This is a genomic window from Rosenbergiella australiborealis (assembly GCF_018494035.1).
GTDB lineage: Bacteria > Pseudomonadota > Gammaproteobacteria > Enterobacterales > Enterobacteriaceae > Rosenbergiella > Rosenbergiella australiborealis.
This window is the reverse complement of sequence record NZ_JABBFO010000001.1, coordinates 515,557-540,328: the sequence shown is the minus strand read 5'-3', so window position 1 is coordinate 540,328 and position 24,772 is coordinate 515,557. Positions and strand designations below refer to the sequence as shown.

General features: G+C 44.3%; 24 protein-coding genes. 7 read left to right on the top strand and 17 right to left on the bottom strand.

Features of this window, described 5'->3' with window-relative positions:
* Positions 1 to 390: 390 nt before the first annotated feature.
* The gene (gene gmhB / locus HGT73_RS02530; RefSeq protein ID WP_244968407.1) at positions 391 to 948 is read right to left on the bottom strand and encodes a D-glycero-beta-D-manno-heptose 1,7-bisphosphate 7-phosphatase; all 558 of its coding nucleotides are present in this window, start codon (positions 946 to 948) and stop codon (positions 391 to 393) included.
* A gap of 261 nt (positions 949 to 1,209) precedes the next feature.
* Between gmhB and metN the strand changes: the two genes are divergently transcribed.
* The 6 genes from metN to proS all read left to right on the top strand — a co-directional run bounded on the left by metN (position 1,210) and on the right by proS (position 6,753).
* Positions 1,210 to 2,241, top strand: a complete 1,032-nt coding sequence (gene metN, locus HGT73_RS02525) for a methionine ABC transporter ATP-binding protein MetN (RefSeq protein ID WP_214212070.1) — start codon at positions 1,210 to 1,212, stop codon at positions 2,239 to 2,241.
* Positions 2,234 to 2,887, top strand: a complete 654-nt coding sequence (locus HGT73_RS02520) for a methionine ABC transporter permease MetI (RefSeq protein WP_214212069.1) — start codon at positions 2,234 to 2,236, stop codon at positions 2,885 to 2,887. Before metN ends, HGT73_RS02520 begins: the two co-directional genes overlap by 8 nt.
* Positions 2,888 to 2,919: 32 nt before the next feature.
* Positions 2,920 to 3,738 carry a MetQ/NlpA family lipoprotein gene (locus HGT73_RS02515; RefSeq protein WP_214212068.1) on the top strand — a complete coding sequence of 273 codons (819 nt, stop codon included), beginning with the start codon at positions 2,920 to 2,922 and terminating at the stop codon, positions 3,736 to 3,738.
* A 108-nt stretch (positions 3,739 to 3,846) separates the two neighbouring features.
* Complete coding sequence (rcsF, locus tag HGT73_RS02510; RefSeq protein ID WP_214212067.1) at positions 3,847 to 4,248, top strand: Rcs stress response system protein RcsF; 402 nt, start codon at positions 3,847 to 3,849, stop codon at positions 4,246 to 4,248.
* Positions 4,245 to 4,955, top strand: coding sequence for a tRNA (N6-threonylcarbamoyladenosine(37)-N6)-methyltransferase TrmO (gene tsaA, locus HGT73_RS02505; protein ID WP_214212066.1), 711 nt, complete (start codon positions 4,245 to 4,247; stop codon positions 4,953 to 4,955). The genes rcsF and tsaA overlap by 4 nt, the downstream gene beginning before the upstream one ends.
* Positions 4,956 to 5,034: 79 nt before the next feature.
* Complete coding sequence (gene proS, locus HGT73_RS02500) at positions 5,035 to 6,753, top strand: proline--tRNA ligase (protein ID WP_214212065.1); 1,719 nt, start codon at positions 5,035 to 5,037, stop codon at positions 6,751 to 6,753.
* A gap of 39 nt (positions 6,754 to 6,792) precedes the next feature.
* On the opposite strand, the gene arfB is transcribed toward proS, so the two are convergent.
* The gene (gene arfB / locus HGT73_RS02495) at positions 6,793 to 7,224 is read right to left on the bottom strand and encodes an alternative ribosome rescue aminoacyl-tRNA hydrolase ArfB (RefSeq protein ID WP_214212064.1); all 432 of its coding nucleotides are present in this window, start codon (positions 7,222 to 7,224) and stop codon (positions 6,793 to 6,795) included.
* The gene (locus HGT73_RS02490) at positions 7,206 to 7,751 is read right to left on the bottom strand and encodes a YaeQ family protein (protein ID WP_214212063.1); all 546 of its coding nucleotides are present in this window, start codon (positions 7,749 to 7,751) and stop codon (positions 7,206 to 7,208) included. Before HGT73_RS02490 ends, arfB begins: the two co-directional genes overlap by 19 nt.
* Before the next feature lie 243 nt (positions 7,752 to 7,994).
* Between HGT73_RS02490 and rof the strand changes: the two genes are divergently transcribed.
* Positions 7,995 to 8,255: a Rho-binding antiterminator gene (gene rof / locus HGT73_RS02485; RefSeq protein WP_214212062.1), complete on the top strand. Its 261-nt coding sequence runs from the start codon at positions 7,995 to 7,997 to the stop codon at positions 8,253 to 8,255.
* On the opposite strand, the gene tilS is transcribed toward rof, so the two are convergent.
* The 14 genes from tilS to ispU form a co-directional block, all read right to left on the bottom strand.
* Entirely contained in the window at positions 8,242 to 9,597 is a 1,356-nt protein-coding gene (gene tilS / locus HGT73_RS02480; RefSeq protein ID WP_214212061.1) for a tRNA lysidine(34) synthetase TilS, read from the bottom strand. The genes rof and tilS overlap by 14 nt on opposite strands.
* The gene (locus HGT73_RS02475) at positions 9,587 to 9,994 is read right to left on the bottom strand and encodes a VOC family protein (RefSeq protein ID WP_214212104.1); all 408 of its coding nucleotides are present in this window, start codon (positions 9,992 to 9,994) and stop codon (positions 9,587 to 9,589) included. Before HGT73_RS02475 ends, tilS begins: the two co-directional genes overlap by 11 nt.
* 65 nt (positions 9,995 to 10,059) lie before the next feature.
* Positions 10,060 to 11,019 carry an acetyl-CoA carboxylase carboxyl transferase subunit alpha gene (gene accA, locus HGT73_RS02470; RefSeq protein ID WP_214212060.1) on the bottom strand — a complete coding sequence of 320 codons (960 nt, stop codon included), beginning with the start codon at positions 11,017 to 11,019 and terminating at the stop codon, positions 10,060 to 10,062.
* 12 nt (positions 11,020 to 11,031) lie between these two features.
* A complete protein-coding gene (dnaE, locus tag HGT73_RS02465; protein ID WP_214212059.1) occupies positions 11,032 to 14,514 on the bottom strand; it encodes a DNA polymerase III subunit alpha in 3,483 nt (1,160 codons plus the stop codon).
* Between the two features lie 32 nt (positions 14,515 to 14,546).
* Positions 14,547 to 15,146 (bottom strand): ribonuclease HII, encoded by a 600-nt coding sequence (gene rnhB, locus HGT73_RS02460; RefSeq protein WP_214212058.1) that lies wholly within the window; start codon positions 15,144 to 15,146, stop codon positions 14,547 to 14,549.
* On the bottom strand, positions 15,139 to 16,281 hold the full coding sequence (gene lpxB, locus HGT73_RS02455; RefSeq protein WP_214212057.1) for a lipid-A-disaccharide synthase: 1,143 nt from the start codon (positions 16,279 to 16,281) through the stop codon (positions 15,139 to 15,141). Before lpxB ends, rnhB begins: the two co-directional genes overlap by 8 nt.
* 9 nt (positions 16,282 to 16,290) lie before the next feature.
* The gene (lpxA, locus tag HGT73_RS02450) at positions 16,291 to 17,079 is read right to left on the bottom strand and encodes an acyl-ACP--UDP-N-acetylglucosamine O-acyltransferase (RefSeq protein ID WP_214212056.1); all 789 of its coding nucleotides are present in this window, start codon (positions 17,077 to 17,079) and stop codon (positions 16,291 to 16,293) included.
* A gap of 1 nt (position 17,080) precedes the next feature.
* Positions 17,081 to 17,536, bottom strand: a complete 456-nt coding sequence (fabZ, locus tag HGT73_RS02445) for a 3-hydroxyacyl-ACP dehydratase FabZ (RefSeq protein WP_214212055.1) — start codon at positions 17,534 to 17,536, stop codon at positions 17,081 to 17,083.
* Positions 17,537 to 17,677: 141 nt separating this feature from the next.
* Positions 17,678 to 18,709 (bottom strand): UDP-3-O-(3-hydroxymyristoyl)glucosamine N-acyltransferase, encoded by a 1,032-nt coding sequence (lpxD, locus tag HGT73_RS02440; RefSeq protein ID WP_214212054.1) that lies wholly within the window; start codon positions 18,707 to 18,709, stop codon positions 17,678 to 17,680.
* A gap of 3 nt (positions 18,710 to 18,712) precedes the next feature.
* On the bottom strand, positions 18,713 to 19,207 hold the full coding sequence (gene skp / locus HGT73_RS02435) for a molecular chaperone Skp (RefSeq protein WP_214212053.1): 495 nt from the start codon (positions 19,205 to 19,207) through the stop codon (positions 18,713 to 18,715).
* A gap of 98 nt (positions 19,208 to 19,305) precedes the next feature.
* The gene (bamA, locus tag HGT73_RS02430; RefSeq protein ID WP_214212052.1) at positions 19,306 to 21,720 is read right to left on the bottom strand and encodes an outer membrane protein assembly factor BamA; all 2,415 of its coding nucleotides are present in this window, start codon (positions 21,718 to 21,720) and stop codon (positions 19,306 to 19,308) included.
* A gap of 48 nt (positions 21,721 to 21,768) precedes the next feature.
* Positions 21,769 to 23,118 carry a sigma E protease regulator RseP gene (gene rseP, locus HGT73_RS02425; protein ID WP_214212051.1) on the bottom strand — a complete coding sequence of 450 codons (1,350 nt, stop codon included), beginning with the start codon at positions 23,116 to 23,118 and terminating at the stop codon, positions 21,769 to 21,771.
* Positions 23,119 to 23,129: 11 nt separating this feature from the next.
* Positions 23,130 to 23,987, bottom strand: a complete 858-nt coding sequence (gene cdsA, locus HGT73_RS02420; protein WP_214212050.1) for a phosphatidate cytidylyltransferase — start codon at positions 23,985 to 23,987, stop codon at positions 23,130 to 23,132.
* A gap of 15 nt (positions 23,988 to 24,002) precedes the next feature.
* A complete protein-coding gene (gene ispU / locus HGT73_RS02415; protein WP_214212049.1) occupies positions 24,003 to 24,755 on the bottom strand; it encodes a (2E,6E)-farnesyl-diphosphate-specific ditrans,polycis-undecaprenyl-diphosphate synthase in 753 nt (250 codons plus the stop codon).
* Positions 24,756 to 24,772: the final 17 nt, after the last annotated feature.

Genomic DNA, 24,772 nt, shown 5'->3' with positions numbered 1-24,772 from the left:
GCTCAAAGAAATTATTCTGTTATTCGTAAATGAATTTTCAGTGTCACTCTTCAAGACTTGATACTACAAAGTTTTTTGCGATATCAATCCTGCGAGTGCCCACACAGATTGTCTGATAAATTGTTAAAGAGCATTGCGAATCAACGTTTTAACTCGTTGTCGCGAGGTGGCGTATATTACTCGCTTCACCTCAGGAGTCAATCATTATTTTGATTTTTTCTCCCGGACTAAATCGCTTCAGTCCCTGTCACCGCGCTGCGTATCGTGCTTTGCCGTGTCAGTGGATGCGCATTATAGGGAGTTAAGAAAAAGGCGCAATACCCTTTGAGGTTTTTTTTCAAAAAAAACGTTTAAGCGTTCAAACTTCACTCATTATGATGAGAAAGACAGCTATTTATGCCTATTTGCAAGGTATTTGGGAAGGTCAGCTAAGCTATTAATCACCCCATCAGCGACAGATTCACTCTCCTGGGTGACTTCTTTGCCTGTTCTCACCAATATTTTATGCCCTACACCGGCCGCTAACGCCGCCAACATATCTTCCTTCTTATCACCAATCATATATGAAGCGCTCATATCTATATCGAATTCTGCTTTGGCATCCAAAAACATTCCAGACTTAGGCTTACGACATTCACAATCTTGACGATACGTCTCAACGGCAGCTTGCGGATGGTGCGGGCAGAAATAGATACCGTCGAGATCTACGCCTCTATCTGCTAAAGACCAATCCATCCATTCAGTTAAATGCATAAACTGCTCTTCAGTAAATAGGCCTCTTGCGATACCCGACTGATTGGTGATGAGAACCAAGAGGTAGCCCATTTTTTTTAATTCAATCATGGCGTCAATCACACCATCAATGAACTGAAAGTCATCACTGGTGTGTACGTAACCATGATCAAGATTAATTGTTCCATCACGGTCTAGAAAAATTGCGGGTTTCATAGCAGAAATTACTCCATTTAAGTCAGACTGCTATTATCGCACGAACCCTGCACAATGATCACGGTCTTTACTGACCAGCGATTGTAGTCCTTATATTAATAAGTACTATTATTAGCGAAAATTTGAAGGTGTGTTTTGTACTTAGAATGATACGGCCAGATTGATTTAGCCGTCTAGATAGCTTAACATCCCCCAAAACACCAAAAGCGATTTTTGGTACCACTGCTTTAGCGGCATAACGATATTAATTAAACTACTATAATGATAAAACTTGAAAATATAACGAAAAGGTTTCAACAGGGAAATCTTACCATTCATGCATTGAAGGATGTGTCGCTCCACGTTCCGCAAGGACAGATTTATGGCGTCATTGGTGCATCAGGGGCAGGAAAAAGTACCTTAATACGGTGTGTTAATTTACTTGAGCGCCCAACCTCAGGAAGGGTAATTGTAGGTGATCGCGACTTAACGTCACTCAGTGCTCATGAGTTAACGCTTGCTCGCCGTGAAATTGGAATGATTTTCCAACATTTCAATCTCCTCAATTCTCGTACTGTGTTTGGCAATGTTGCACTCCCTCTCGAGCTTGAGAACCACAGCAAAGCGAAAATTAAACAACGAGTCACCGAACTTTTAGAATTGGTTGGCCTATCGGACAAATACGATGCCCGGCCAAGCAACTTATCAGGCGGACAAAAACAAAGGGTCGCTATCGCCCGTGCATTAGCGTGTGATCCTAAAATATTGTTATGTGATGAAGCCACCAGCGCCTTAGATCCCGCAACAACCCGCTCTATCCTTGAATTACTCAAAGATATTAACCGCCGTTTAGGAATAACTATTCTTCTTATTACACATGAAATGGATGTTGTTAAGCGTATTTGCGATCAAGTTGCAGTGATCAGTAAAGGGGAGTTGATTGAGAACGATAAAGTAAGTGAAGTTTTTTCCCATCCGAAAACACCTCTTGCTCAGCAATTTATTCAATCTACCCTGCATCTTGATATCCCAGAAGATTACCAACAACGCCTTACGCCACAACTTAGCGCTGGAAAAATACCGTTAATTCGGTTGGAGTTTACCGGGCAATCAGTGGATGCACCGCTTCTTTCCGATATATCACGACGCTTTAATGTTGATTGCAACATAATTAGTGCACAAATGGATTATGCCGGTGGGGTTAAATTTGGAATTATGCTCACAGAAATGGCCGGTGAAACGGAACAATGCCAACAAGCGATAGCATGGCTACAACAACAACAAGTAAAAGCAGAGGTGTTAGGTTATGTCTGAGGCAATGGTTTGGTTACTTGCAGGCGGCATTTGGGAAACCTTAGTCATGACATTTGTCTCAGGCTTTTTTGGTTTTGTAATCGGATTACCTATCGGCGTTTTACTTTATATTACTCGCCCGGGGCAGATAAAAGAGAGTCAAATCCTTTACCGTATTATTTCGGCAATAGTTAATATTTTTCGCTCGGTCCCTTTTATCATTCTTCTCGTATGGATGATTCCATTTACCCGTGCGTTAGTCGGGACATCTATCGGCCTAGAGGCAGCGATTGTCCCACTGACTATTGGCGCGGCACCTTTTATCGCACGTATGGTAGAAAATGCTCTTCTTGAATTACCCTCTGGATTAATTGAAGCTTCGCGGGCGATGGGCGCAACACCTTTACAAATTATTCGTAAGGTCCTTTTGCCTGAAGCATTACCTGGGCTAATTAATGCTGCAACGATCACACTCATAACACTTGTTGGTTACTCCGCGATGGGGGGGGCTGTAGGTGCTGGCGGATTAGGACAAATTGGTATTCAATACGGCTACATTGGTTATAACGCGACCATCATGAATACCGTGTTAGTTTTATTGGTTATTTTGGTTTATCTAATCCAAGTTATCGGCGATCGTGTTGTTAGACTTGTCACTCACAAATAATAATCAGTCTTAATAATCATTAAGGAAAGAGTATGATTTTTACACTAAAAAAATTCGCTACAGTCAGTGCAGTCATCGCCACCTTAGCATTGGTCGGCTGCGATCAAAAGGCGCAACAAGATCCTAATCATATCAAAGTCGGTGTGATTGCAGGCCCTGAACAACAAGTTGCAGAGGTCGCTCAAAAAGTTGCGAAAGATCAGTACAATCTCGACGTCCAGCTCGTCCCATTTACGGACTATGTTCTGCCTAACGAAGCATTAAGCAAAGGTGACATTGATGCCAATGCCTTCCAACATAAACCTTACTTAGACCAACAGATCAAAGATCGTGGCTATAAGATCACGGCTGTAGCAAAAACATTCATCTATCCTATCGCTGGGTACTCGAAGAAGATTAAATCGCTAGACCAATTACAAGACGGGGCGCAAATCGCCGTTCCTAATGACCCCACCAATTTAGGTCGCTCTTTGTTGCTATTACAAAAGGTTGGGTTAATTAAACTGAAAGACAATGTTGGGTTATTACCTACTGCGCTAGACATTACTGAAAACCCTAAAAATATTAAAATTGTTGAACTTGAGGCTCCTCAGCTTCCTCGTTCCTTAGACGATAATAAAATCGCCATCGCAATTATCAATACGACTTTTGCGAGCCAAATTGGCTTAACACCGGTTAAAGACGGACTATTTACCGAAGATAAAGACTCCCCTTACACCAACCTTATCGTTACACGCGAAGACAATAAGGATGCAGAAAATGTTAAGAAATTTATTAGTGCTTATCAGTCAGAGCAAGTGGAACAAGCCGCAGATAAAATTTTTAACGGCGGTGCCGTCAAAGGTTGGTAAATACTGGTAATATAGAATGCAAAGGCGACGAAAGTCGCCTTTCTTTTTTTAACCCTATCGATATTGGTATGCTATAGCTTTCTCAAAGAGCTGAGTGAGGATGATTCAATGCGTTTACGTTTATTGCCACTCTGTATGGTAATTGTAGGACTAACCGGCTGTACAACTGCTTACAAGCCGGTTGAGCCATTTCCTGAAAAAAATTTAACGCAGAATCATGATAGAGTACATAAAATGCATCGCGCATCCTCTGTACAACTGTATACCGATCCCGCTGATCTGATTAACAAGCCCTTTCGGGATTTAGGTGAAGTGTCCGGCGAAGACTGTCAGGCCAGTATACAGAACTCTCCCGCTAATTTGAGCATCGCGCGCAAACGCATGCAACTAAAAGCTGCAACATTGAAAGCGAATGCGATACTCGTGCACCAGTGTGAAGTCATCACCACGAATTCCGTATGCTATCGAGAAGCAGTTTGCCAAGGTTCTGCTTTAAAAGTGACACAATGAACACATTCTCTCTCCAGCAAATAGGTGTCATTCACTCCCCTTGGAAAGAAAAATTTGCGGTTCCGCGCCAACCTGGATTAGTCACCGCCATGGGCGCTGAATTGGAGCTTATTGCCCCTTATAACCAGCTTGATACATTGCGAGGAATCGAAAATTTCAGTCACTTATGGCTACTGTTTATTTTTCACCATACTCGCCAACAAGGCTGGAAACCTTTAGTACGGCCGCCGAGGCTTGGTGGTAACGATAAAATAGGTGTCTTTGCTAGCCGATCAACGTTCAGACCAAATCCTATAGGGATGTCGTTGGTTGAATTTAGAGGAGTACGACAAGAAAAAAAACGGCTAATTCTTGAATTAGGTAGCGTTGACCTTGTCGATGGTACACCCATTATCGATATCAAACCTTATCTACCCTTTGCCGAATCTCTGCCTGAAGCCCATGCGGGTTATGCTCAATCTCCCCCTGAGGCGACCATGCCCATCTTTTTTTCGCCTACGGCTCAGCAACAACTCATGACGCAAGCAGGAACTTACCCATATTTAGGCGAGTTTATCCAACAAGTATTGGCTCAAGATCCTCGCCCTGCTTACCGCCGAGGGAAAGAAGATGATCATTTTTATGCTGCCAGTTTAAGTGATTTTACTGTACGCTGGCGAGTAACATCGTTGGGAACAGAAGTGATTGCTATTGAGCCGACGAATTAGGCTTTTTACGTCGTACACTCACTGATAAACTATTTATTACTTACTTAAACAGCTTTTCCGTTCAACTGGAACTTTATTCATGCGCACTACTCAATACCTACTTTCGACTCTTAAAGAGACGCCTTCTGACGCAGAAGTCATCAGTCATCAACTGATGCTCCGTGCAGGAATGATCCGTAAACTAGCTTCAGGTTTATATACTTGGCTTCCCACTGGCGTTCGCGTTTTGCGTAAAGTCGAAAAAATTGTTCGTGAAGAAATGGAGAATGCCGGTGCTGTTGAAGTAACAATGCCCGTGGTTCAACCTGCCGATTTATGGGAAGAGAGTGGACGCTGGGAGCAGTATGGCCCTGAGTTGCTTCGTATTAAAGACCGCCATGATCGTCCTTTTGTACTTGGCCCGACTCATGAAGAGGTCATCACCGATTTAATTCGTAACGAACTAAGTTCTTACAAGCAATTACCACTTAATTTGTTCCAAATTCAAACCAAGTTCCGTGATGAGGTTCGCCCACGCTTTGGTGTTATGCGTTCGCGCGAATTCATCATGAAAGATGCTTACTCTTTCCATAGCCATCAAGATTCGCTACAGCAAACTTACGACATCATGTATCGTGCTTATAGCGAAATTTTTGGACGCATGGGATTAGATTTTCGTGCAGTACAGGCCGATACCGGATCAATTGGCGGAAGTGCTTCCCATGAGTTCCAAGTATTAGCTGATAGCGGTGAAGACGATATCATCTTTTCCGATCAGTCAGACTATGCCGCAAACATTGAATTAGCGGAAGCGGTTGCACCAACTGACGAGCGCCCGGCGCCCGCACAAGCATTAATGCAACAAGATACCCCGGATGCCAAGACAATCGCTGAACTGGTGTCGCAATATTCTTTGCCTGTCGACAAAACAGTAAAAACGCTTATTGTTAAAGCAGCAGAAGAAAGTGGGCATACCCTCGTTGCACTGTTAGTGCGCGGAGATCACACACTAAATGAAGTTAAAGCGGAAAAAATAGATATCGTAGCATCACCACTTTGTTTCGCCACCGAACAAGAAATCCGTGATGTCGTCGGTGCAGGACCGGGATCACTTGGCCCAATCGGCTTAACTATGCCAATCATTGCTGACCATAGCTTAAAAGTGATGAGTGATTTCGCCGTAGGAGCCAATATTGATGGTAAGCACTGGTTCGGCGTTAACTGGTCACGTGATCTGCCTGAAGCGCGCTATGCAGATATCCGTAATGTTGTGACCGGCGATAAAAGTCCTGATGGTAAGGGGTCTTTACTGATTAAACGTGGTATCGAAGTCGGCCACATATTCCAACTAGGGACTAAATATTCCGAAGCATTAAAAGCGACAGTTCAAGGGGAAGATGGGCGTAATCAAACTTTACTGATGGGTTGCTATGGAATTGGTGTGACTCGAGTCGTTGCCGCCGCCATTGAACAAAATCACGATGACAGAGGGATTATTTGGCCTGAAGCTATCGCCCCTTTCCATGTCGCTATTTTACCTATGAATATGCACAAGTCTTTCCGTGTTCAAGAGTTGGCTGAAAAACTCTACGATCAACTTCGTGCAGCAGGTCTAGACGTGATCCTAGATGATCGTAAAGAGCGTCCTGGCGTAATGTTTGCCGATATGGAATTGATCGGTGTTCCTCACTCAATTGTTATCGGGGATCGTAATTTAGATAATAATGAGATTGAGTATAAAAATCGTAGAACGGGTGAGAAAGAGATGCTATCACCGGAAGAAATTGTAGAGCGCTTAATTGCACAGATTAAACGCTAATTATTTTGTCATAAGGCCCTTATTATGAGGGCCTTATTTTTAATCAAAAGAAACCTTACCACGTAAATTCTTTTTCGACGCCGCGCGGCTTTTCCCTTCGAGACGACGCAGTTTAGACGCTTTAGACGGCTTTGTTGCTTTCCTTGTTTTCGAGACCACCAGCAATTGCGCAAGGACAGTTCGTAATCGTTCAATCGCTAGGGCTTTATTTTTTTCTTGTGTTCGAGCACTCTGTGCTTTGATTACGATCATGCCTTCATCCGTTAGCAGATGATGACGCTTAACCATAATTTGTGCTTTTGCTTCCTCAGTTAAACTTGAACGCTTAACATCAAAGCGTAAATGAATAGCTGTCGACACCTTGTTAACATTTTGCCCCCCCGCGCCCTGTGCACGTATCGCGGAGAGCTCAATGTCATTGCTCTGAATATGTTGATGTGCGTTGATAATGATTAGGTTGTTTTCTGCCATAGTTCTAGCTCTATTTCTACGTTATGAACCCCATCCGATAACCATACTACGCCTTCCTGTAGAGTAATTTGTAGCGCCATCGAACGTTGAGCTAACGCTGCTAATTGCGCCAGCTGCTCATCGTTAGCATGCCAAATAGTGAGGTTACGTAGTGCTGCCAGTTTCGGTAAGGTTTGCTGTTTCCAAACTGCCGCCGCACGAGATTGATAAGTAAAAAGCACGACTTCAGAGGCCTGGCTCGCCGCTTTTTTTAAGCGTCTTTCATCTGGAAGGCCTAATTCAATCCATAACTCAGGACTCCCGTGATCATGGTGTTGCCAAATTTCAGGCTCTTCATCGGACGAAAGACCACGTGTAAACAGTAACCGTTCTGAAGCATAGTGACACCATGCAAACAGTCTTAGCATCATTCGTTCGTCGTTTTCTGAAGGATGACGAGCTAACGTCAAAGTATGGTTAGCATAGTAATGTCGGTCAAGGTCAGAAATATCAATGACTGCTTTAAAAATCGTGGCTTTCAGTGCCATAAGTTCTCCAATCGTGCCCAATACTCTTTAACAGGATGTGTGGGCTGACTTGCATTACGTGTTGTAAAAGCCTAGGCTAATGCTCAAGATAAATATGATGACAACAGAGGTTAAGTCCTCGTATCATCTCAGAATAGTTGGCATACCGAATTGCCATAAGTTTATAGTTCAGTGACACATCGTTAGTCGATATGTTTGTGTAAGGCCCGCGGAAAACCGCCATTTACTTACAGGTGAGCAATTATGTCAATCAATGATACCTATCAGCCCATTAATTGTGATGACTATGACAACCTCGAACTCGCCTGCCAGCATCACTTATTGCTCCAACTCACGCTAAAAAATGGTGAAACGTTGAAAGCAGAAGCGGCTGATTTATTTTTGCGAAAAAAAGTCGAGTATCTATTGTACAAAAGTCATGGCGAGCAGCATGAAGTTCGGTTAGACAATATTGAAAGTTTTAGCCACCCTGAAATAGGTACTATTACTATCACTCAAAATTAACATTTTGCTCAGAGCTAAAATTGATCCATGGTTTTAGCTCTGGCTCTATGTCCAACCATTGCAGACAATGCCCGCCCTCACCTGAAGATATCCCCGCCTGTGTTATAAATATTCCTGGTGCACAAACAAGCTCCTCATCGTAATAAACAAGAGGAATACTGGTCCTTAGCCATGTAGGAACCCCTTTTTCTTGCCAAATTTTTTTTAAACTTCTACCGCCATGACGCCCAACAAGATGTAAATGGGCAGATTGCCCAAAACGAATACTCACGGACTGTTCAGCAGTGGGCAGGCGTAAATGTTTACCCTGCATTTTAATAGGTTGGAAACATAACATACCAAGATTGTCAGGTAACACGAGCGAATTTGAAATGTTATCCCAAGGCAGTATTTTTCCTTGTAGACCATGAAAAGCTCTTCCATAGTAGAGGCGCTGTTGATAACGGCGAAGATAACCGTTTTTCTCCATTCTAAGCTCTGGAGAAGCATCTTTCCGACTTAATGCCACCTCATGCCAAAGCCCTATTAATGCTTGCCGAGACGGTAAAGGCGCTCCCCTCTGCGTTAACCAACGTCTCAGTAACGCATTACGTTTAGGTTCTGTACAGTCAGCTAGAGGGGCAATAGAAATTGAGCCATCTACGGCAATACTGCTTTGCAACTCTGCAGCAAGTAATTCATCAAGCAAGGCTTCTTGTTCACCACATAATTCAGCGCTTCTTGCCACATTTTGTGCAAAATGCGGCCACCGCTGCGTCAAATACGGCAAAATGTGTAAGCGCAAAAAATTACGATCATAACGATCATCTTGATTACTCTCATCATCGATCCAGCTGAGTTGATGTTTATCTGCATAGTTTTCCAACGCCTGCCGAGAAAAATTTAAGAGCGGACGTAGATGCCAATGGTCCCCGATTTGGCGACTAACTGGCATAGCCGATAATCCAGCAGGACCGCTGCCACGTTTTAACGCTAGCAACAAAGTCTCACACTGATCATCTTGGTGATGTGCAGTCACTAGAGCCTCGCCTGGGGTCAATAATCGGCTAAACTCCTGATAACGTAAGGCTCGAGCTTCCGCCTCAATACCACCTTTGCCACCAAGTAGTTGAACATGTCGGCTAATAAAAGGGATCTGTAGATTATTACAAACCTGCTGGCAGTGGTCTAACCACTCATCTGCAAAGTGACTAAGTCCATGATGGATATACACGGCCCGCAAAGTCAGTGGCTGTTTATGGCGAAGCTCCGCTAACTGATGCACTAATACGGTAGAATCCAATCCCCCGCTAAAACCAATCAATAATTGCTGATGGCCGTTGAGCTGTAAATCACCCGCCACAACCTAACCCCTCTTGATAAAGTTCTAAAGGTAACCCATCTGGATCATTAAAAAAGGTAAACGCTTTCCCTGTTAAAGGATCGATACGGATCGGTTCGCATTGAATTTGATGCTGACTCAACAAGGTAATTGCCTCGTCAAGATCCTCTACTGAGAAGGCCAAATGACGTAATCCACAGGCTTCAGGATAACTGATTCGAGGTGGTGCATCGGGAAAGGAGAAAAGCTCGATTACATAATGGCCAGCGAGGGCAAGATCCGCTTTCCATGATTGTCGTTCTGCACGATAACTCTCATTAAGTAGTGTCATCCCCAAAATCTCGCAGTAGAAATCTCTACTTTTGAAATAGTCAGACGCAATAATCGCAATATGATGAATAGCCTTGAGATTTAGCATCATCTCGCTCCTCTTTTCAGCGATAAAAAAAGGCCGCCAAAGCGACCTTATTCATCGTGTGACGATTACGCGTAGCCGTAACTCATCAGACGCTCATAACGACGATCTAACAACTCTTGCGTTGTTAATTCATCAAGCTCAGCCAAATCCGACAATAATTGCTCTTTCAAAGCTGCAGCCATTTCTTTAGGATGACGATGCGCGCCACCCAAAGGTTCTGGAATAACGGAATCAATTAACTCAAGTTCGGAAAGGCGATCAGCCGTGATCCCCATTGCTTCAGCTGCCAGTGGGGCTTTATCGGCACTTTTCCACAGGATTGATGCACAACCTTCAGGAGAGATCACAGAGTATGTGCTGTATTGCAACATATTCACTTTATCCCCAACACCAATCGCAAGTGCTCCACCGGAGCCACCTTCACCAATAACAGTACAGATCACCGGCACTTTAAGACCGGCCATTTCGCGAAGGTTACGCGCAATGGCTTCAGCTTGACCACGTTCTTCTGCACCAACACCGGGATATGCACCTGGCGTATCAATAAAAGTAATGATCGGCATTTTAAAGCGTTCGGCCATTTCCATTAACCGTAATGCTTTACGATATCCCTCTGGAGCAGGCATGCCGAAGTTACGACGAATTTTTTCCTTCGTCTCACGGCCTTTTTGATGACCAATGATCATCACTGGACGTCCATCTAAACGCGCAATTCCACCTACGATAGCTTTATCGTCAGCAAAAGCCCGATCACCGGCTAACTCATCGAAATCGTCAAACGCGTTACGCACGTAGTCCAAGGTATAAGGACGCATTGGATGACGAGCCAATTGAGCAATCTGCCAAGCACCTAAATCAGCGAAGATTTTTTTGGTTAGCTCGACACTTTTGCCACGCAAACGTTGAATTTCATCATCAAGATTAATGTCATGTTTTTCATCTTGAGGGCCAAGGGATTTCAGTGAATCAATTTTCGCTTCAAGTTCAGCGATAGGCTGTTCAAAATCCAGGTAATTAAGACTCATAATGTTCCTGTTTTAATCAAACTCCAGTTCAACCTGCTCCGTTCCGATGATAAGGCGTAGATCATTAAGTAAACGATCACTTGGAGTTATCCGCCAAGTTGCCCCAAATCGTAATTTCGCCCGAGCATCTTCTCTCTGATAGTAGAGATTTACTGGGATGGTTCCTGAACGGTGAGGTTCAAGAGCCTGACGAAGACGGTGTAAAAGCTGGTCATCAATTTGCCTGTCCATCAGTGAGAGTGCAAGCCCGCGAGCATATTTTTCGCGAGCTTCATCAATATCCATCACTTCTCTTGCAATCATTTTAAGACCACCAGAGAAATCATCGAAACTGACCTGTCCACTAACGATCAGAATTTTATCTTTTTCCAGTAACTGCTGATATTTATCTAGCGCGTCAGTATATAACATTACTTCCAAACGGCCAGAACGATCATCAAGCGTACAAATACCAATTCGGTTACCACGCTTGGTAACCATGACTCTTGCTGCAAGGACTAATCCTGCCGCAACGGTTATTTTTCCTCGTTCCGTCGGATGCATGTCTTTTAACCGCATACCACCAACATAACGTTCGATTTCCTTCAGGTACTGATTAATCGGATGCCCTGTCAGGTATAACCCTAACGTCTCTCTTTCACCATCCAACTGTACCTGTTCTGGCCAACGATTTATACTGGCATAAGACTGTTCGATTTGCTCAGGTTCTTCAGCTAGCACCCCAAACATATCACACTGCCCTGTTGCCTCCGCCTTGGAGTGCTGATCAGCCGCTTTAAGCGCGTCATTTAACGCACTCATTAGTGCAGCCCGATGTGGCCCTAATCGGTCGAAGGCACCGGACATTATCAGTTTTTCCATCACACGGCGATTTATTTTTTTGATATCCGTGCGTGCGCACAGGTCAAATAACTCTTTAAAATAACCGCCTTGATTCCTGGCTTCAAGTATTGCTTCAATTGGACCTTCACCAACTCCTTTTATCGCCCCGATACCATAAACAATTTCCCCCTCATTATTCACATGAAAGGGGTAAAGTCCGGCATTAATATCGGGAGGTAAGACCTTTAAGCCCATACGCCAACATTCATCGACCAGCCCAACGACCTTTTCGGTGTTATCCATATCTGCCGTCATCACCGCGGCCATAAATTCGGCAGGGTAATGGGCTTTTAACCAGAGCGTCTGGTAAGAAACTAAAGCATAAGCGGCAGAGTGGGATTTATTAAATCCATAACCGGCAAATTTTTCTACCAAGTCAAAAATCTTCATCGACAGTTCACCGTCGACTCCCATCCGCTCCGCACCTTCTTTAAACACGGAACGCTGTTTCGCCATCTCTTCCGGTTTCTTTTTACCCATCGCTCGACGCAACATATCCGCACCGCCCAGGGTATAACCTGAGAGTACTTGTGCTATCTGCATGACCTGTTCTTGATAAAGAATGATGCCATAAGTGGGTTCGAGCACTGGCTGAAGGCTTTCATGTTGCCATTGTATATCAGGATAAGAAATCGCTTCCCGTCCATGCTTACGGTCGATAAAGTTATCCACCATTCCTGATTGTAATGGACCCGGGCGGAATAATGCGACCAATGCGATCATGTCTTCAAAACAGTCAGGCTTTAACCGTTTAATCAAATCCTTCATGCCTCGGGATTCAAGCTGAAATACCGCTGTCGTTTCCGCTCGCTGAAGCATATCAAAACTTTTTTTATCATCCAGCGGGATAGCATCGATATTAATGGGGGGTTCCCCCTGCTTTTCTCGCCGAGCATTGATCATCTGTAATGCCCAGTTAATGATCGTTAATGTCCGCAGACCGAGAAAATCGAATTTAACTAAGCCCGCATATTCGACATCATTTTTATCAAATTGGGTGACAGGATGTTGCCCTAACTCATCACAGTATAGCGGTGCAAAATCGGTAATTTTGGTCGGGGCGATAACAACGCCACCTGCATGTTTCCCCGCATTACGGGTAACCCCTTCGAGTTTACGCGCCATGTCAATAAGCGCTTTAACTTCTTCATCAGCCTCATAAATTTCAGGTAATTGAGGTTCAGCAATGAAGGCTTTCTCTAAAGTCATCCCAGGATCAGGGGGAATTAACTTGGAAATACGATCAACAAAGCCGTAAGGATGGCCGAGGACCCGGCCAACATCACGAATAACCGCCTTTGCAGCCATCGTTCCAAACGTAATGATTTGCGATACAGCATCTCGGCCATACATCTCAGCAACGTGCTCGATAACTAAATCACGCTTTTCCATGCAGAAGTCAACGTCGAAATCTGGCATTGAGACACGTTCAGGGTTAAGAAAACGTTCAAAAAGCAGGTCAAATTCTAATGGATCTAGATCCGTGATTTTCAGCGCATAGGCGACTAATGAACCGGCTCCCGATCCCCTACCTGGTCCCACCGAGACACCGTTATCTTTCGACCATTGAATAAATTCCATTACAATCAAGAAATAGCCTGGGAAACCCATCTGATTAATAACGGTTAATTCAATATCAAGACGTTCATCATAAGCAGTACGCTTGGTGGCACGAATCTCTTCATCTGGAAACAAGAACTGAAGTCGTTCTTCCAATCCGGCTTTTGAGCGAGCGACCAAAAAGTCTTCCGTCGTCATCTCACCAGTAGGGAATTGAGGAAGAAAATACTCACCTAATCGAATAGTGACATTACAGCGCCGAGCAATTTCGATACTGTTTGCTAAGGCTTGCGGGATGTCCGCGAACAGTTCACACATCTCTTCTTCTGTGCGAAGATATTGCTGCTCAGTATATAATTTTGGCCGTTTAGGGTCTTCGAGTGTATAGCCATCATGGATAGCAACGCGAATCTCATGAGCATCAAAGTCGTCACGACTGAGAAAGCAAACATCATTGGTAGCGACTACGGGTATCTGGTGACTAACCGCTAAGGGTAAAACTTGATGCAGATAACTCTCTTCCTCACTACGACCAGTACGAGTTAATTCTAGGTAGTAACGATCTGGGAAGTATTGTTGGTAAAAAACGAGGCATTGCTCTGCAAGTGCAACATTTCCCCTTAAAAGACTATAACCGACATCGCCTTTAAAGCCCCCTGACAACAAAATCAATCCCGCAGAATGTGTTATTAACCAAGACTGATCGACAAGCGGCCCTTGGTGTCCATAACCACGTTGATACGCTTTGGAGATTAAGAGAGTCAGATTTTGATAACCTTGGTTATCTGCCGCAAGTACCGTTAATTGTGTAGGCTCATCACCGAGCAACGGATTAAGTACCTTTAGATCTGCCCCAATAATAGGCTTAACTCCAGCCCCCTGAGCTGAACCATAAAACTTCACTAAACCACACAAGTTCATATGATCAGTGATCCCCAGAGCAGGCATCCCAAAACTAGCGGCTTTTTTAACGAGAGCGCCGGTTTTCGCAATGCCATCGATCATAGAATAATCGCTGTGGACATGAAGATGAATAAAACGTGGATTAGCCATAATGCTCGCTTGTCGGGTATACGGGTCGTTAATTATTTTGATTCAGAGGTCAATCGATGTCTAACTGGCGCAAAGCTCTTGCGGTGTTCGGGTATTGGACCAAGGCGAGCAAGCTGCTCAAGATGTATAGCCGTTGGGTATCCTTTATGTTGAGCAAAACCATATTCAGGGTATTTTTCAGCTAAAAGAGCCATCTCTGTGTCACGGGTGACTTTCGCCAAAATAGATGCGGCACTGATTTCAGCCACTAAATTATCACCTTTAATCACTGCTTGGGCTGGCATAGGAAGTGTTGGACAGCGATTTCCGTCAATCAGTACATAATCAGGGACAATCGATAATCCCGCCACTGCACGCTGCATAGCGAGCATCGTAGCATGTAAAATATTAAGTTGATCAATCTCTTCTGGTTCAGCGCGTCCTAGCGACCACGCTAACGCTTTTTCTTTGATCTCATCGTATAAGTACAGACGTTTTTTTTCGCTTAGTTTTTTTGAGTCGGCTAATCCCAAAATAGGATTATTAGGATCGAGAATAACTGCCGCTGTAACGACTGCACCAACTAAAGGCCCTCGCCCGACTTCATCAACACCTGCAATGTAATGGGCAGTAGGATAAATAAAATCAGGCATTGATCAATTCCAGAACGGCTTGGGCGGCTTGATTATCAGCGTCCCAACGTATTTGCTGATGTAAGGCTTCAAAGGTCATAAGGAGTTCCTGTCGCTTGTTCCCCTCGTGCAATAGAGGCTCGAGCGCACTGGCTAATTGTTCAGGCGTACAATCCTCTTGCAAAAGTTCTTTCACAACTTCCCTACCCGCAAGAAGATTCGGTAATGACACCCATTCTGTTTTCACTAAGCGTTTAGCTAACCAAAAAGTAAAAGGTTTCATGCGGTAGCCCACAACCATCGGGCATTTCGTTAGCATACATTCTAATGCAGCAGTCCCTGACGCTAGGATAGCGGCATCACTGGCAATCATGACTTCACGTGCTTTTCCTTGTACCAAGTGCAGCGATAAATTTGGGGCAACATCTTGTTTAATAGCAAGGAATTGTTCAGCGCGCTGTGCGTTCGCGGCTGGGACGACTATTTCAAGATCAGGGTATCGCTCTCTTAAAAGCATGGCCGCACGTAAAAAGTCTGCACTAAGCATCTCAACTTCACTGCTACGGCTTCCCGGTAATAAAGCTAAACATCTTGCTTCAGGTGCAATTGCGAGAGCTTCTCGAGCCGCAAGTTTATTCGGATGTAAGGGAATATCATCTGCCATTTTATGACCGATAAATCGGCAAGGGACATTAAATCGGTCATAAAATGCCTTTTCAAAAGGGAGGAATGCTAAAACTAAATCAGTATTACGCCCGATTTTAAATACTCTTTTTTGACGCCATGCCCAAACAGAGGGGCTGACATAGTGAATCGTCGGTATGCCTGCGCGTTTTAATTTCCCTTCTAATGGGATATTAAAATCAGGGGCATCAATCCCGATGAAAACATCAGGTTTCAGTGCTGTTAGTCGCTGTGCTAAATCACGCCGGATCTGTAATAAGCGATTTAAGCGACCCAGCACTTCAACGATCCCCATAACGGCTAACTCTTCCATCTCGTACCAAGCCTCGCAGCCTTCTTCTTGCATGAGAGGACCGGCAACACCGACAAATCGGAGAGTAGGATATTTCGCTTTCAGTGCACGGATCAGTCCGGCACCTAAAATATCGCCGGAGGTTTCTCCGGCGATAAGGGCAACAGTCAAAGGACGCATGAAAACCTGTTATCGTATAAGGCCACGCGTGGAACGCGCGAAGAAATCATAGAAAGGTTGAACTTCACTGTGTTGCTGCGCGAGAGCCGCTATCTCAGGTTTGACGTCCTCAAGGGGACGACCACTACGATAAAGCAGCTTGTAAGCATTGCGAATAGCATGCAGTGCCTCTTTACTAAAGCCTCTGCGCTTTAATCCTTCGATATTTACCCCGTAAGGTGATGCGTGATTGCCTTGTGCAATAACATAAGGCGGTACATCTTGAACAACGCCTGAACATCCCCCCACCATGACATGTGCACCAATGGTACACCATTGGTGGATCGCGGTCATGCCGCCAATAATCGCATGATCATCAACGGTGACATGGCCTGCAAGGGTGGCATTATTAGCAAAAATACAGTGGTTACCAATCAACCCATCGTGTCCGATATGCGTATTTCCCATTAGAAGATTATGATTCCCAATTCGGGTAATACCACCACCTTGAACACTGCCGCGATGGATAGAACATCCTTCACGGATACTATTATGATCACCAATGATCACTTTAGTATCTTCTCCCGCATATTTGAGATCTTGGTTAACTTCGCCAATAGAAGTGAATTGAAAAATTAAATTATCTTCCCCTATTTGCGTATAACCATTGACCACCACATGAGACTTTAATACCGTTCTGGCACCAATCTCAACATGTTGACCAACGATACAAAACGGACCAATCGTCACATCGGGGCCGATGACGGCACCCTCTTCTACGATTGAGGTGGGATGAATGTGAGCTGATTGATTAATCACTTTATGCCTCCCGGCTACGGGCACACATCATTGTCGCTTCACAGACGACTTTGCCGTCAACCGTTGCGACACCTTTAAAACGGGTCAATCCACGGCGGGTTTTCTCAAAGGTTACTTCCATTACCATTTGATCACCAGGAACAACCGGTTTTTTAAACCGTGCGCTATCAATACCTGCAAAATAATAAAGCTCGCCAGGTTCAAGTCCACCTACGCTTTTAAACGCGAGGATCCCAGTCGCTTGAGCCATAGCTTCCAAAATAAGTACACCTGGAAAAATAGGCTTGCCAGGGAAATGACCTTGAAAGAAAGGTTCATTCACACTGACATTTTTCACCGCACGTAAGTAGGTATGCGGTTCAAAGTCTAAAACGCGATCAACGAGTAAAAACGGATAGCGGTGTGGAAGTAAATCAAAGATTTCTTCTATCGCCAGAGTACGTGTTTCAGTAGTCAAGATACTCTTCCTGCTCTAAAAAATGTTAGCAAAAACACGACACGATGAAAAAGTTAATCGGTCGCAAAGGGTAAAAAAGGCCGCACACATTTCATTGTTAGTCTAATTATGCAACGATGATGTGGGAATGGCCTTGAGCTCTTAAGTGTCGCTTTTTGGAGTAGCTTGACGTTCGAGCGTTTTCAAACGTTTGTTGATTTCATTGATATTCATGACCAGAGCAACCGTTTTCCGCCACTGCTTGTTCGTTTGCAACGGGATGCCAGAAGAATAAATACCCGGCTCGCTAATTGGTCGCATCACCATGCCCATTCCCGTTACTGTAACCTTGTCACAAATTTCCATATGGCCATTAATGACACTGGCACCGCCAATCATGCAATAACGGCCAATTTTTAAGCTACCAGCCATGATAACACCACCGGCAACGGCAGTATTGTCGCCAATAATGACATTATGTGCAATCTGACATTGATTATCGATAATCACGCCATTACCGATTTGCGTATTGTCCAGCGCCCCGCGATCAATTGTAGTACAAGCACCAATTTCAACACGATCACCAATCACGACCGTACCCAGCTGGGGGATTTTAATCCAATTACCACGGTCGTTAGCATAGCCAAACCCGTCTGCACCAATAACCGTACCAGACTGAATCAAGCAATGACGACCGATTTTAATTTCATGGTAAACTGAAACGTTTGCCCATAGACGGCTGTGCGAACCGATAACGGTATTCTTACCGATAAAGCACCCCGGGCCAATCACAACATGATCGCCAAGCACTACGCCCGATTCGATCACTGCATTAGCTCCAATAGACACACCATCGCCCAGCGTTGCATCGCTAGCAATGACTGCAGAGGGGGCAATATTTTCTGCTGGTTGTGGAGTTGTATCAAGAACTTGCGCTAATTTTGCGTAAGTGAGATAGGGATTGGTTACCACTAGCGCTGCACTTTTACAAAATTCTAAATCAGCTTCCGTCAGCACCACAGCTGCAGCTTTGCACTGAGAGAGTTGCTCGCGGTAACGACTGTTTGCAAGAAAGGTAATATCCTCAGCTCCCGCAGATTGCATCGAAGCAATGCTGGAGATGGCAATATTGCCATCTCCATGCACCACTGCATCTAATTGGCGGGCTAGTTCAGCCAGACTTATAGATGCCATTGGTTATTTAACCTGTTTTAATACGTCAGAAGTAATATCTTTTGAATCAGCTGCGTACGCGACGGTATTAGCGTCTAGAACTACGTCGTAACCCTCACTCACAGCAACTTTTTTCACTGCAGCTTGGATGGTTGTTAGGATCTTATTACGTTCTTCCATCTGACGACTACGATTATCTTGTTCAAATGCTTGGGCTTTAGCTTCAAAATCTTGGCGTTTAGCCATGATATCTTTCTCTAAACTTGCGCGCTCGCTGGCTTTCATCGTTGAAGCATTGCGTTGCAAGTTTTGCATTTGAGCTTGAATTGCACGCTCTTGTGCTTGAAGATCCGTTGCACGGCCTTTAAATTCATTTTCCAATTGCTTCGCAACGGTTGCACGTTGAGGTAACTGTTGGAAAATACTGGAGACGTTCACGACTGCAATTTTATCAGCAGCTGATGCAGCTGATGCAGCTAATGCCAATCCAAGACCTGCAGCACATAACAACTTTTTCACTATATACTCCTTTCCATTACCTTGAGTGCTTAAACACCATTTAATGCAAAATGACAGGGAGTATTCCCTGTCATCGCAATTGATTTATCGACGAGATATTACCACGTTTTACCGATATTAAATTGGAACTGTTCCGATTTATCGCCTTCGTATTTCTTAATCGGCAAGGCATAAGAGAATACTAGTGGACCAAGCGGAGACATCCATTGTAAAGCGACACCTGAAGAAACGCGAATATTACCAGGTTTACTGTAATCAGGAATACCTAATGCACGCATCTGTGCAGTATCATCCCAGTTTGTATCCCAAATAGTTCCCGCATCAACAAATACAGATGTTCTTAGCGAATTTGCATACTTTTCACTAATAAATGGCGTAGGCGTAATCAACTCTAGACTCGCAACCGCCATCGCATTACCACCAACAGCATCCTTCGACTTACAAACAGAGCTCGTTGAAGTGCCACAGTTAGAACTTGAACCGTAGTTATAATAAACTGCCTTAGGACCGATGGTATTCGTTTGGAAGCCACGAACGGTGCTTGAGCCTCCCGCATAGAAGTTTTCGTAGAACGGCATCTCTTTACCGCTTAATCCATCCCCGTAACCTAAGCGGCCACGCCCTAATAGTACCCAGCTATGGTTCTTGTCTAAAGGCATGTATTGCTGACTATCCAGTGTGACTTTATAGAACTCATTATCTGAGCCAGGGATAGTCACTTTACCGTTCAAGTTTGTTTGGTTACCTGACGTTGGGAAGAAGCCACGGTCCAGAGTATTATAGGTCCAACCAAGATTGAGCGTAAAGTCATCGGTAGAGTAGCTACTGCCATCATTAGTCTTAGGTAGATTTTTCCCTACCGAATTGAAATAGCGCCACATAGCAACTTGAGGCTGCATATCCGATAAATCGTTATGCACATAGCCTAAACCTACACGTAAGGAGTTATCTTCGTTAATAGGGAAACCAAGAGTACCGTCTAGCCCATAACTTCTGTTGGTATAATCGGAGAGATCCGCATTATCCGCTTTAAAGTCATTATAGAAAAGACGGCCGCCTAGACTTACCCCATCAACGGTAAAATATGGGTCGGTCATGGAAAGTTCGGCATACGTTTGGTAGTCATTTTTTGTACCGCTAATTCCTACCGTATTACCTGTTCCCATCCAGTTATCTTGAGTTACACCAACTTGGAAGCTAACGCCACTTGATGTACCGTAACCGACACCAATATTAAAGGTACCTGTATTACGCTCTTTCACTTTGTAAATGACATCAACTTGGTCAGTCGTTCCTGGTACACGCTGTGTATCAACGTCTACTGTTTCAAAATAACCGGTACGATTTAAACGATCTTTACCCTGATCGACTAAACTGCTGCCAAGCCAAGCCCCTTCCATCTGACGCATTTCACGGCGTAGAACAGAATCCTTGGACGTTGTGTTACCTTCAAAACGAATTTTACGAACGTAGAAGCGGTTACCTGAATCAACACTAATATGCAATTTGACAGTTTTATCTGTGTCATTGATTTCAGGTTGAGTCATCACGCGCGGGTAGGCATACCCATAATTTCCTAACAACGTCTTAATGTTGTTTTCAATTTGCGTAACTTTGGTACCGTTATAAAGCTCACCCGGTGCAATCTTAGCCAGCTTTTCGATTTCAGCAGAGTGACCTGCCATATTGCCGTTAACATCAACACCAGCAATTTTGTATTGGCTGCCTTCGTTGATATTAATCGTAATATAGATTCCTTTTTTGTCTGGCGTTAAGCTGACTTGTGTCGAATCGATATTAAACCGGACATATCCACGATCTAAGTAGAAGCTACGTAATGTCTCTAAGTCACCGGCCAGTTTTTGCTTCTGGTACTTTTGATCGGCAATAAAGTTCCACCACGGTACCTCATCACGTAACTGAAAGCGTGAAATCAGTTCGTCTGAACTGAAAGCTTTATTACCCACGATATTAATCTGTTGGATCTTGGCAGAAACCCCTTCAGAGAAGACGAATTTGAGATCAACACGATTTCGCGGCAGTGGTGTGACTATCGCCTTAACGCTCGCAGTGTATTTACCCACACTGTAATAAAAGTCCTCTAGCCCCTTCTCAATGGAAGAGATAGTTGTACGATCGAGGGCTTCGCCTACACGCACACCAGAAGCTTCTAAGTTCTGCTTAAGTTGATCATCTTTGACTGCTTTATTACCTGAGAAGGTAATACTTGCAATGGTCGGTCTTTCTTTAACTTGAACAATTAGATTGTTCCCGTCACGTAGAACCTGAACATCTTCAAAGTTACCCGTTGCAAAGAGAGAACGAATACTATTTCTAATATCATCATCGTTGACTGTGTCGCCAACACGTACCGGCATACTGAGCAGGGCCGCGCCGACAGCGACTCGCTGCAGGCCTTCGAAATGAATGTCTCTCACTACGAAATCGTCTGCACCGTACACGGTGGCGCTGCCGAACAGCAGCGACGCTATGAGCAATTTTTTCATCGCCATCGTTTTTATGCGTGTTCCTAACTAGTCCCCACAGGCAGAGTCAATACTCTACAAGCGAGAGAAATCATTGAAAAGTGCAAGACCCATTAACAGTATTAGCAATAAAGAACCAATACGATAACCGAACTCCTGAACTCGCTCTGACACAGGCTTACCTTTGATTTTTTCCATCAATAAGAAAAGCAAGTGTCCACCATCTAACACAGGTAAGGGAACAAGATTAATGATCCCAAGATTCACACTAATTAATGCCAAAAACATTAAGTAGTAAATCATACCATATCCTGCTGAAGCTCCTGCACCCTGCGCAATTGAAATTGGCCCGCTAAGAGAATTCAGCTTAATATCACCCACGACTAACTTACCCAGCATTGTTACAGTCAGCTTTATCAGTTGCCAAGATTTTGTCGTGGCTTCTGTCAAGGCTGAAAATGGACCATAGCGATGCTCTGTCTTATAAGCATCAGGCAATGGTTCAACACGAGGTATTACCCCTGCAAACCCCTCTTGACTGGAACCTGGTTTTACCTCAGGAGTTAAGGTAAGAGCCAAAACACCGCCGCGACGCTCTACCTCTAACGGTATGGGTTGACGTGGATTATCTCTAATCGTTTTGGCAAAAGAGGCCCAATCAATAATAGGCTGGCCGTTGACTCTAACGATCCTGTCACCGGCTTGCAAACCGGCTTTATCTGCCGGAGAGTTTTTTTGTACTTCTGCCAAGACTTGTTCAATTTTGGGTTGAACAGGAACTAAGCCCAAACTGATTAACGGATCTTGCTTCTCAGGGTCAAATTTCCATTGCTGTAAATCAACCTTTTTTTCAATCTGTCCCTGTTGACCATGTAATGTGAACTTAAGTTCAGCTGAAGCATCACCAATTTTTGATATCAAGGCTAAACGGGCAGCATCCCAATCAGGCGTTTCGATACCGTCTACAGCATTAAGTTCCATTCCCGGGATTAATTGCGCTTGCTCTGCAATCGAGCCGCTTACAACTTGACCTATTATTGGCTTTAACGCAGGAACACCATGCATAAAGACTAACCAATAAGCAACAATGGCGAATAGGAAATTTGCTATAGGGCCTGCCGCAATAATGGCACTACGTTGCCCCACTGTTTTAAAATTGAAAGCTTCGTGATGGCGACTTTCTGGAACGGCTTCGACGCGACTGTCCAACATTTTGACATAACCGCCAAGAGGAATCACCGCGACGACAAACTCTGTCCCTTTTTTATCTTTACGCCGCCATATTGCTGGCCCAAACCCAATCGAGAATCGCTCAACCCATACACCACAACGCCGTGCGACCCAAAAATGACCAAATTCATGGATGGTGATCAATATTGCTATCGCAACGATAAAAGCCGCAAGACTCCAGAAAAAACTTCCCAAAGGTCAACTCCTTATTTCACCTGAAATATGAGTAACAACATGCACGTAAAAACAGGGACGGCTGCCGTTAAGCTATCAATTCTATCCAATATGCCGCCGTGACCTGGGATCAAATTACCGCTATCTTTGATGTCAGCGGCACGTTTAAACATACTTTCGGTCAAATCCCCTAACACAGAGGCCAGTGTCGCAATAATCGCACTACAGATAAGGCTCGTTGACGCAACATTGAGGGGCGCATAATGAGCAAATATCCAAGCAATAACTGCTGAAGTAAATAGACCACCTAAACAACCTTCAAGGGTTTTACCAGGAGAAACTTTTGGTGCGAGCTTATGACGACCAAAGAGTTTACCGAAGAGATAGGCACCGGAGTCAGCCCCCCACACCAGAAGTAATACAAACAATAACCACCACGCACCAGCATAGCGGTCAAAATCATAATGATATTGGCGTAGAACGAGCATACCCCAGAAGAAAGGAACGAGTGTCAATGCGCCGAAAATCATAGGTAAAACACGCGAGTGTTGCCATAAAGCCTTTGATTTGGGGTAAACAAGGACCATCAAAAGGGCGACACACCACCAACTCAGTGAAATCCATAGAGAGAGCGCAACATAAGGTTGATGAACATCTCGCTGATAGGGGGGAAGCATAAACACCATACCGGCCAGTAATAAACCAAACACCAGCGCGAGTAAAATACGTGATAAAGGCGTTGTTAGCCCTGCAAACTGCCCCCACTCCCACGCTGCGAGCATGGTGATTGCTAGTACAATCAGGATGAATCCATTAGCCGGCAAAAAAAACAGCGCAGCAATGACGAGTGGTATCAGAATAAGTGCCGTTAACAGTCGAGACTTTAACAAAAAAACCCCCGGGTTTTAGGTTTCATTGGACACAACACCGCCAAAACGGCGTTCTCGTTGAGAGAATGCATCCAACGCACCTTGAAATTCTTGTTCATCAAAATCCGGCCAAAGTACCGGGCTAAAATATAACTCAGCATAAGCCACTTGCCATATTAAAAAATTACTAATTCGGTATTCACCACCGGTCCGAATGACTAAATCTACAGGGGGTAAATCCGCGAGGCAAAGGTGTGAGTGCAACCTATCTTCCGTAATATCTTCTGGTTGTAGTACTCCCTTTTTAACTTGTTCTGCTAACTGTTTTACGCCGTGAACGACATCCCATCGTCCGCCATAGTTAGCCGCTATATTTAAGGTTAATCCATCATTACCGGCCGTTAACTGTTCTGCTTTCGCGATACGACTTTGAATTTTTTGATCAAAGCCCGAAATATCACCGATAACTCGTAAACGAACATTATTCTTATGCAAAGATTTGACTTCACTTTCTAACGCCCAGATAAAAAGCTCCATCAAAGCCGTCACTTCTTGCAGTGGACGACGCCAGTTTTCACTACTGAAAGCATAAAGAGTCAGCGCTTTTATATGCTGATTTGCTGCAAAACGCACTGCTTTTCTGACCGCTTTAGCCCCAGCTTTATGGCCCGTCATCCTTAACTTTCCACGGCTTTCTGCCCAACGACCATTCCCGTCCATAATAATGGCAACGTGTTGAGGTAAAATCGGGGGCAGCCATGTCGCTTCATTTCCGCCTTGTGAAAACATATAGGGCTATACTCTCT

Bases quoted from the DNA above. Each gene is read 5' to 3' on its own strand.
- gmhB (WP_244968407.1), bottom strand. From the start codon at position 948: ATGAAACCCGCAATTTTTCTAGACCGTGATGGAACAATTAATCTTGAT.
- HGT73_RS02520 (WP_214212069.1), top strand. From the start codon at position 2,234: ATGTCTGAGGCAATGGTTTGGTTACTTGCAGGCGGCATTTGGGAAACC.
- metN (WP_214212070.1), top strand. From the start codon at position 1,210: ATGATAAAACTTGAAAATATAACGAAAAGGTTTCAACAGGGAAATCTT.
- HGT73_RS02475 (WP_214212104.1), bottom strand. From the start codon at position 9,994: ATGCTAAATCTCAAGGCTATTCATCATATTGCGATTATTGCGTCTGAC.
- rnhB (WP_214212058.1), bottom strand. From the start codon at position 15,146: ATGCCTGATTTTATTTATCCTACTGCCCATTACATTGCAGGTGTTGAT.
- lpxD (WP_214212054.1), bottom strand. From the start codon at position 18,709: ATGGCATCTATAAGTCTGGCTGAACTAGCCCGCCAATTAGATGCAGTG.
- accA (WP_214212060.1), bottom strand. From the start codon at position 11,019: ATGAGTCTTAATTACCTGGATTTTGAACAGCCTATCGCTGAACTTGAA.
- arfB (WP_214212064.1), bottom strand. From the start codon at position 7,224: ATGGCAGAAAACAACCTAATCATTATCAACGCACATCAACATATTCAG.
- proS (WP_214212065.1), top strand. From the start codon at position 5,035: ATGCGCACTACTCAATACCTACTTTCGACTCTTAAAGAGACGCCTTCT.
- lpxB (WP_214212057.1), bottom strand. From the start codon at position 16,281: ATGCGTCCTTTGACTGTTGCCCTTATCGCCGGAGAAACCTCCGGCGAT.
- rcsF (WP_214212067.1), top strand. From the start codon at position 3,847: ATGCGTTTACGTTTATTGCCACTCTGTATGGTAATTGTAGGACTAACC.
- tsaA (WP_214212066.1), top strand. From the start codon at position 4,245: ATGAACACATTCTCTCTCCAGCAAATAGGTGTCATTCACTCCCCTTGG.
- HGT73_RS02515 (WP_214212068.1), top strand. From the start codon at position 2,920: ATGATTTTTACACTAAAAAAATTCGCTACAGTCAGTGCAGTCATCGCC.
- ispU (WP_214212049.1), bottom strand. From the start codon at position 24,755: ATGTTTTCACAAGGCGGAAATGAAGCGACATGGCTGCCCCCGATTTTA.
- HGT73_RS02490 (WP_214212063.1), bottom strand. From the start codon at position 7,751: ATGGCACTGAAAGCCACGATTTTTAAAGCAGTCATTGATATTTCTGAC.
- bamA (WP_214212052.1), bottom strand. From the start codon at position 21,720: ATGGCGATGAAAAAATTGCTCATAGCGTCGCTGCTGTTCGGCAGCGCC.
- dnaE (WP_214212059.1), bottom strand. From the start codon at position 14,514: ATGGCTAATCCACGTTTTATTCATCTTCATGTCCACAGCGATTATTCT.
- rof (WP_214212062.1), top strand. From the start codon at position 7,995: ATGTCAATCAATGATACCTATCAGCCCATTAATTGTGATGACTATGAC.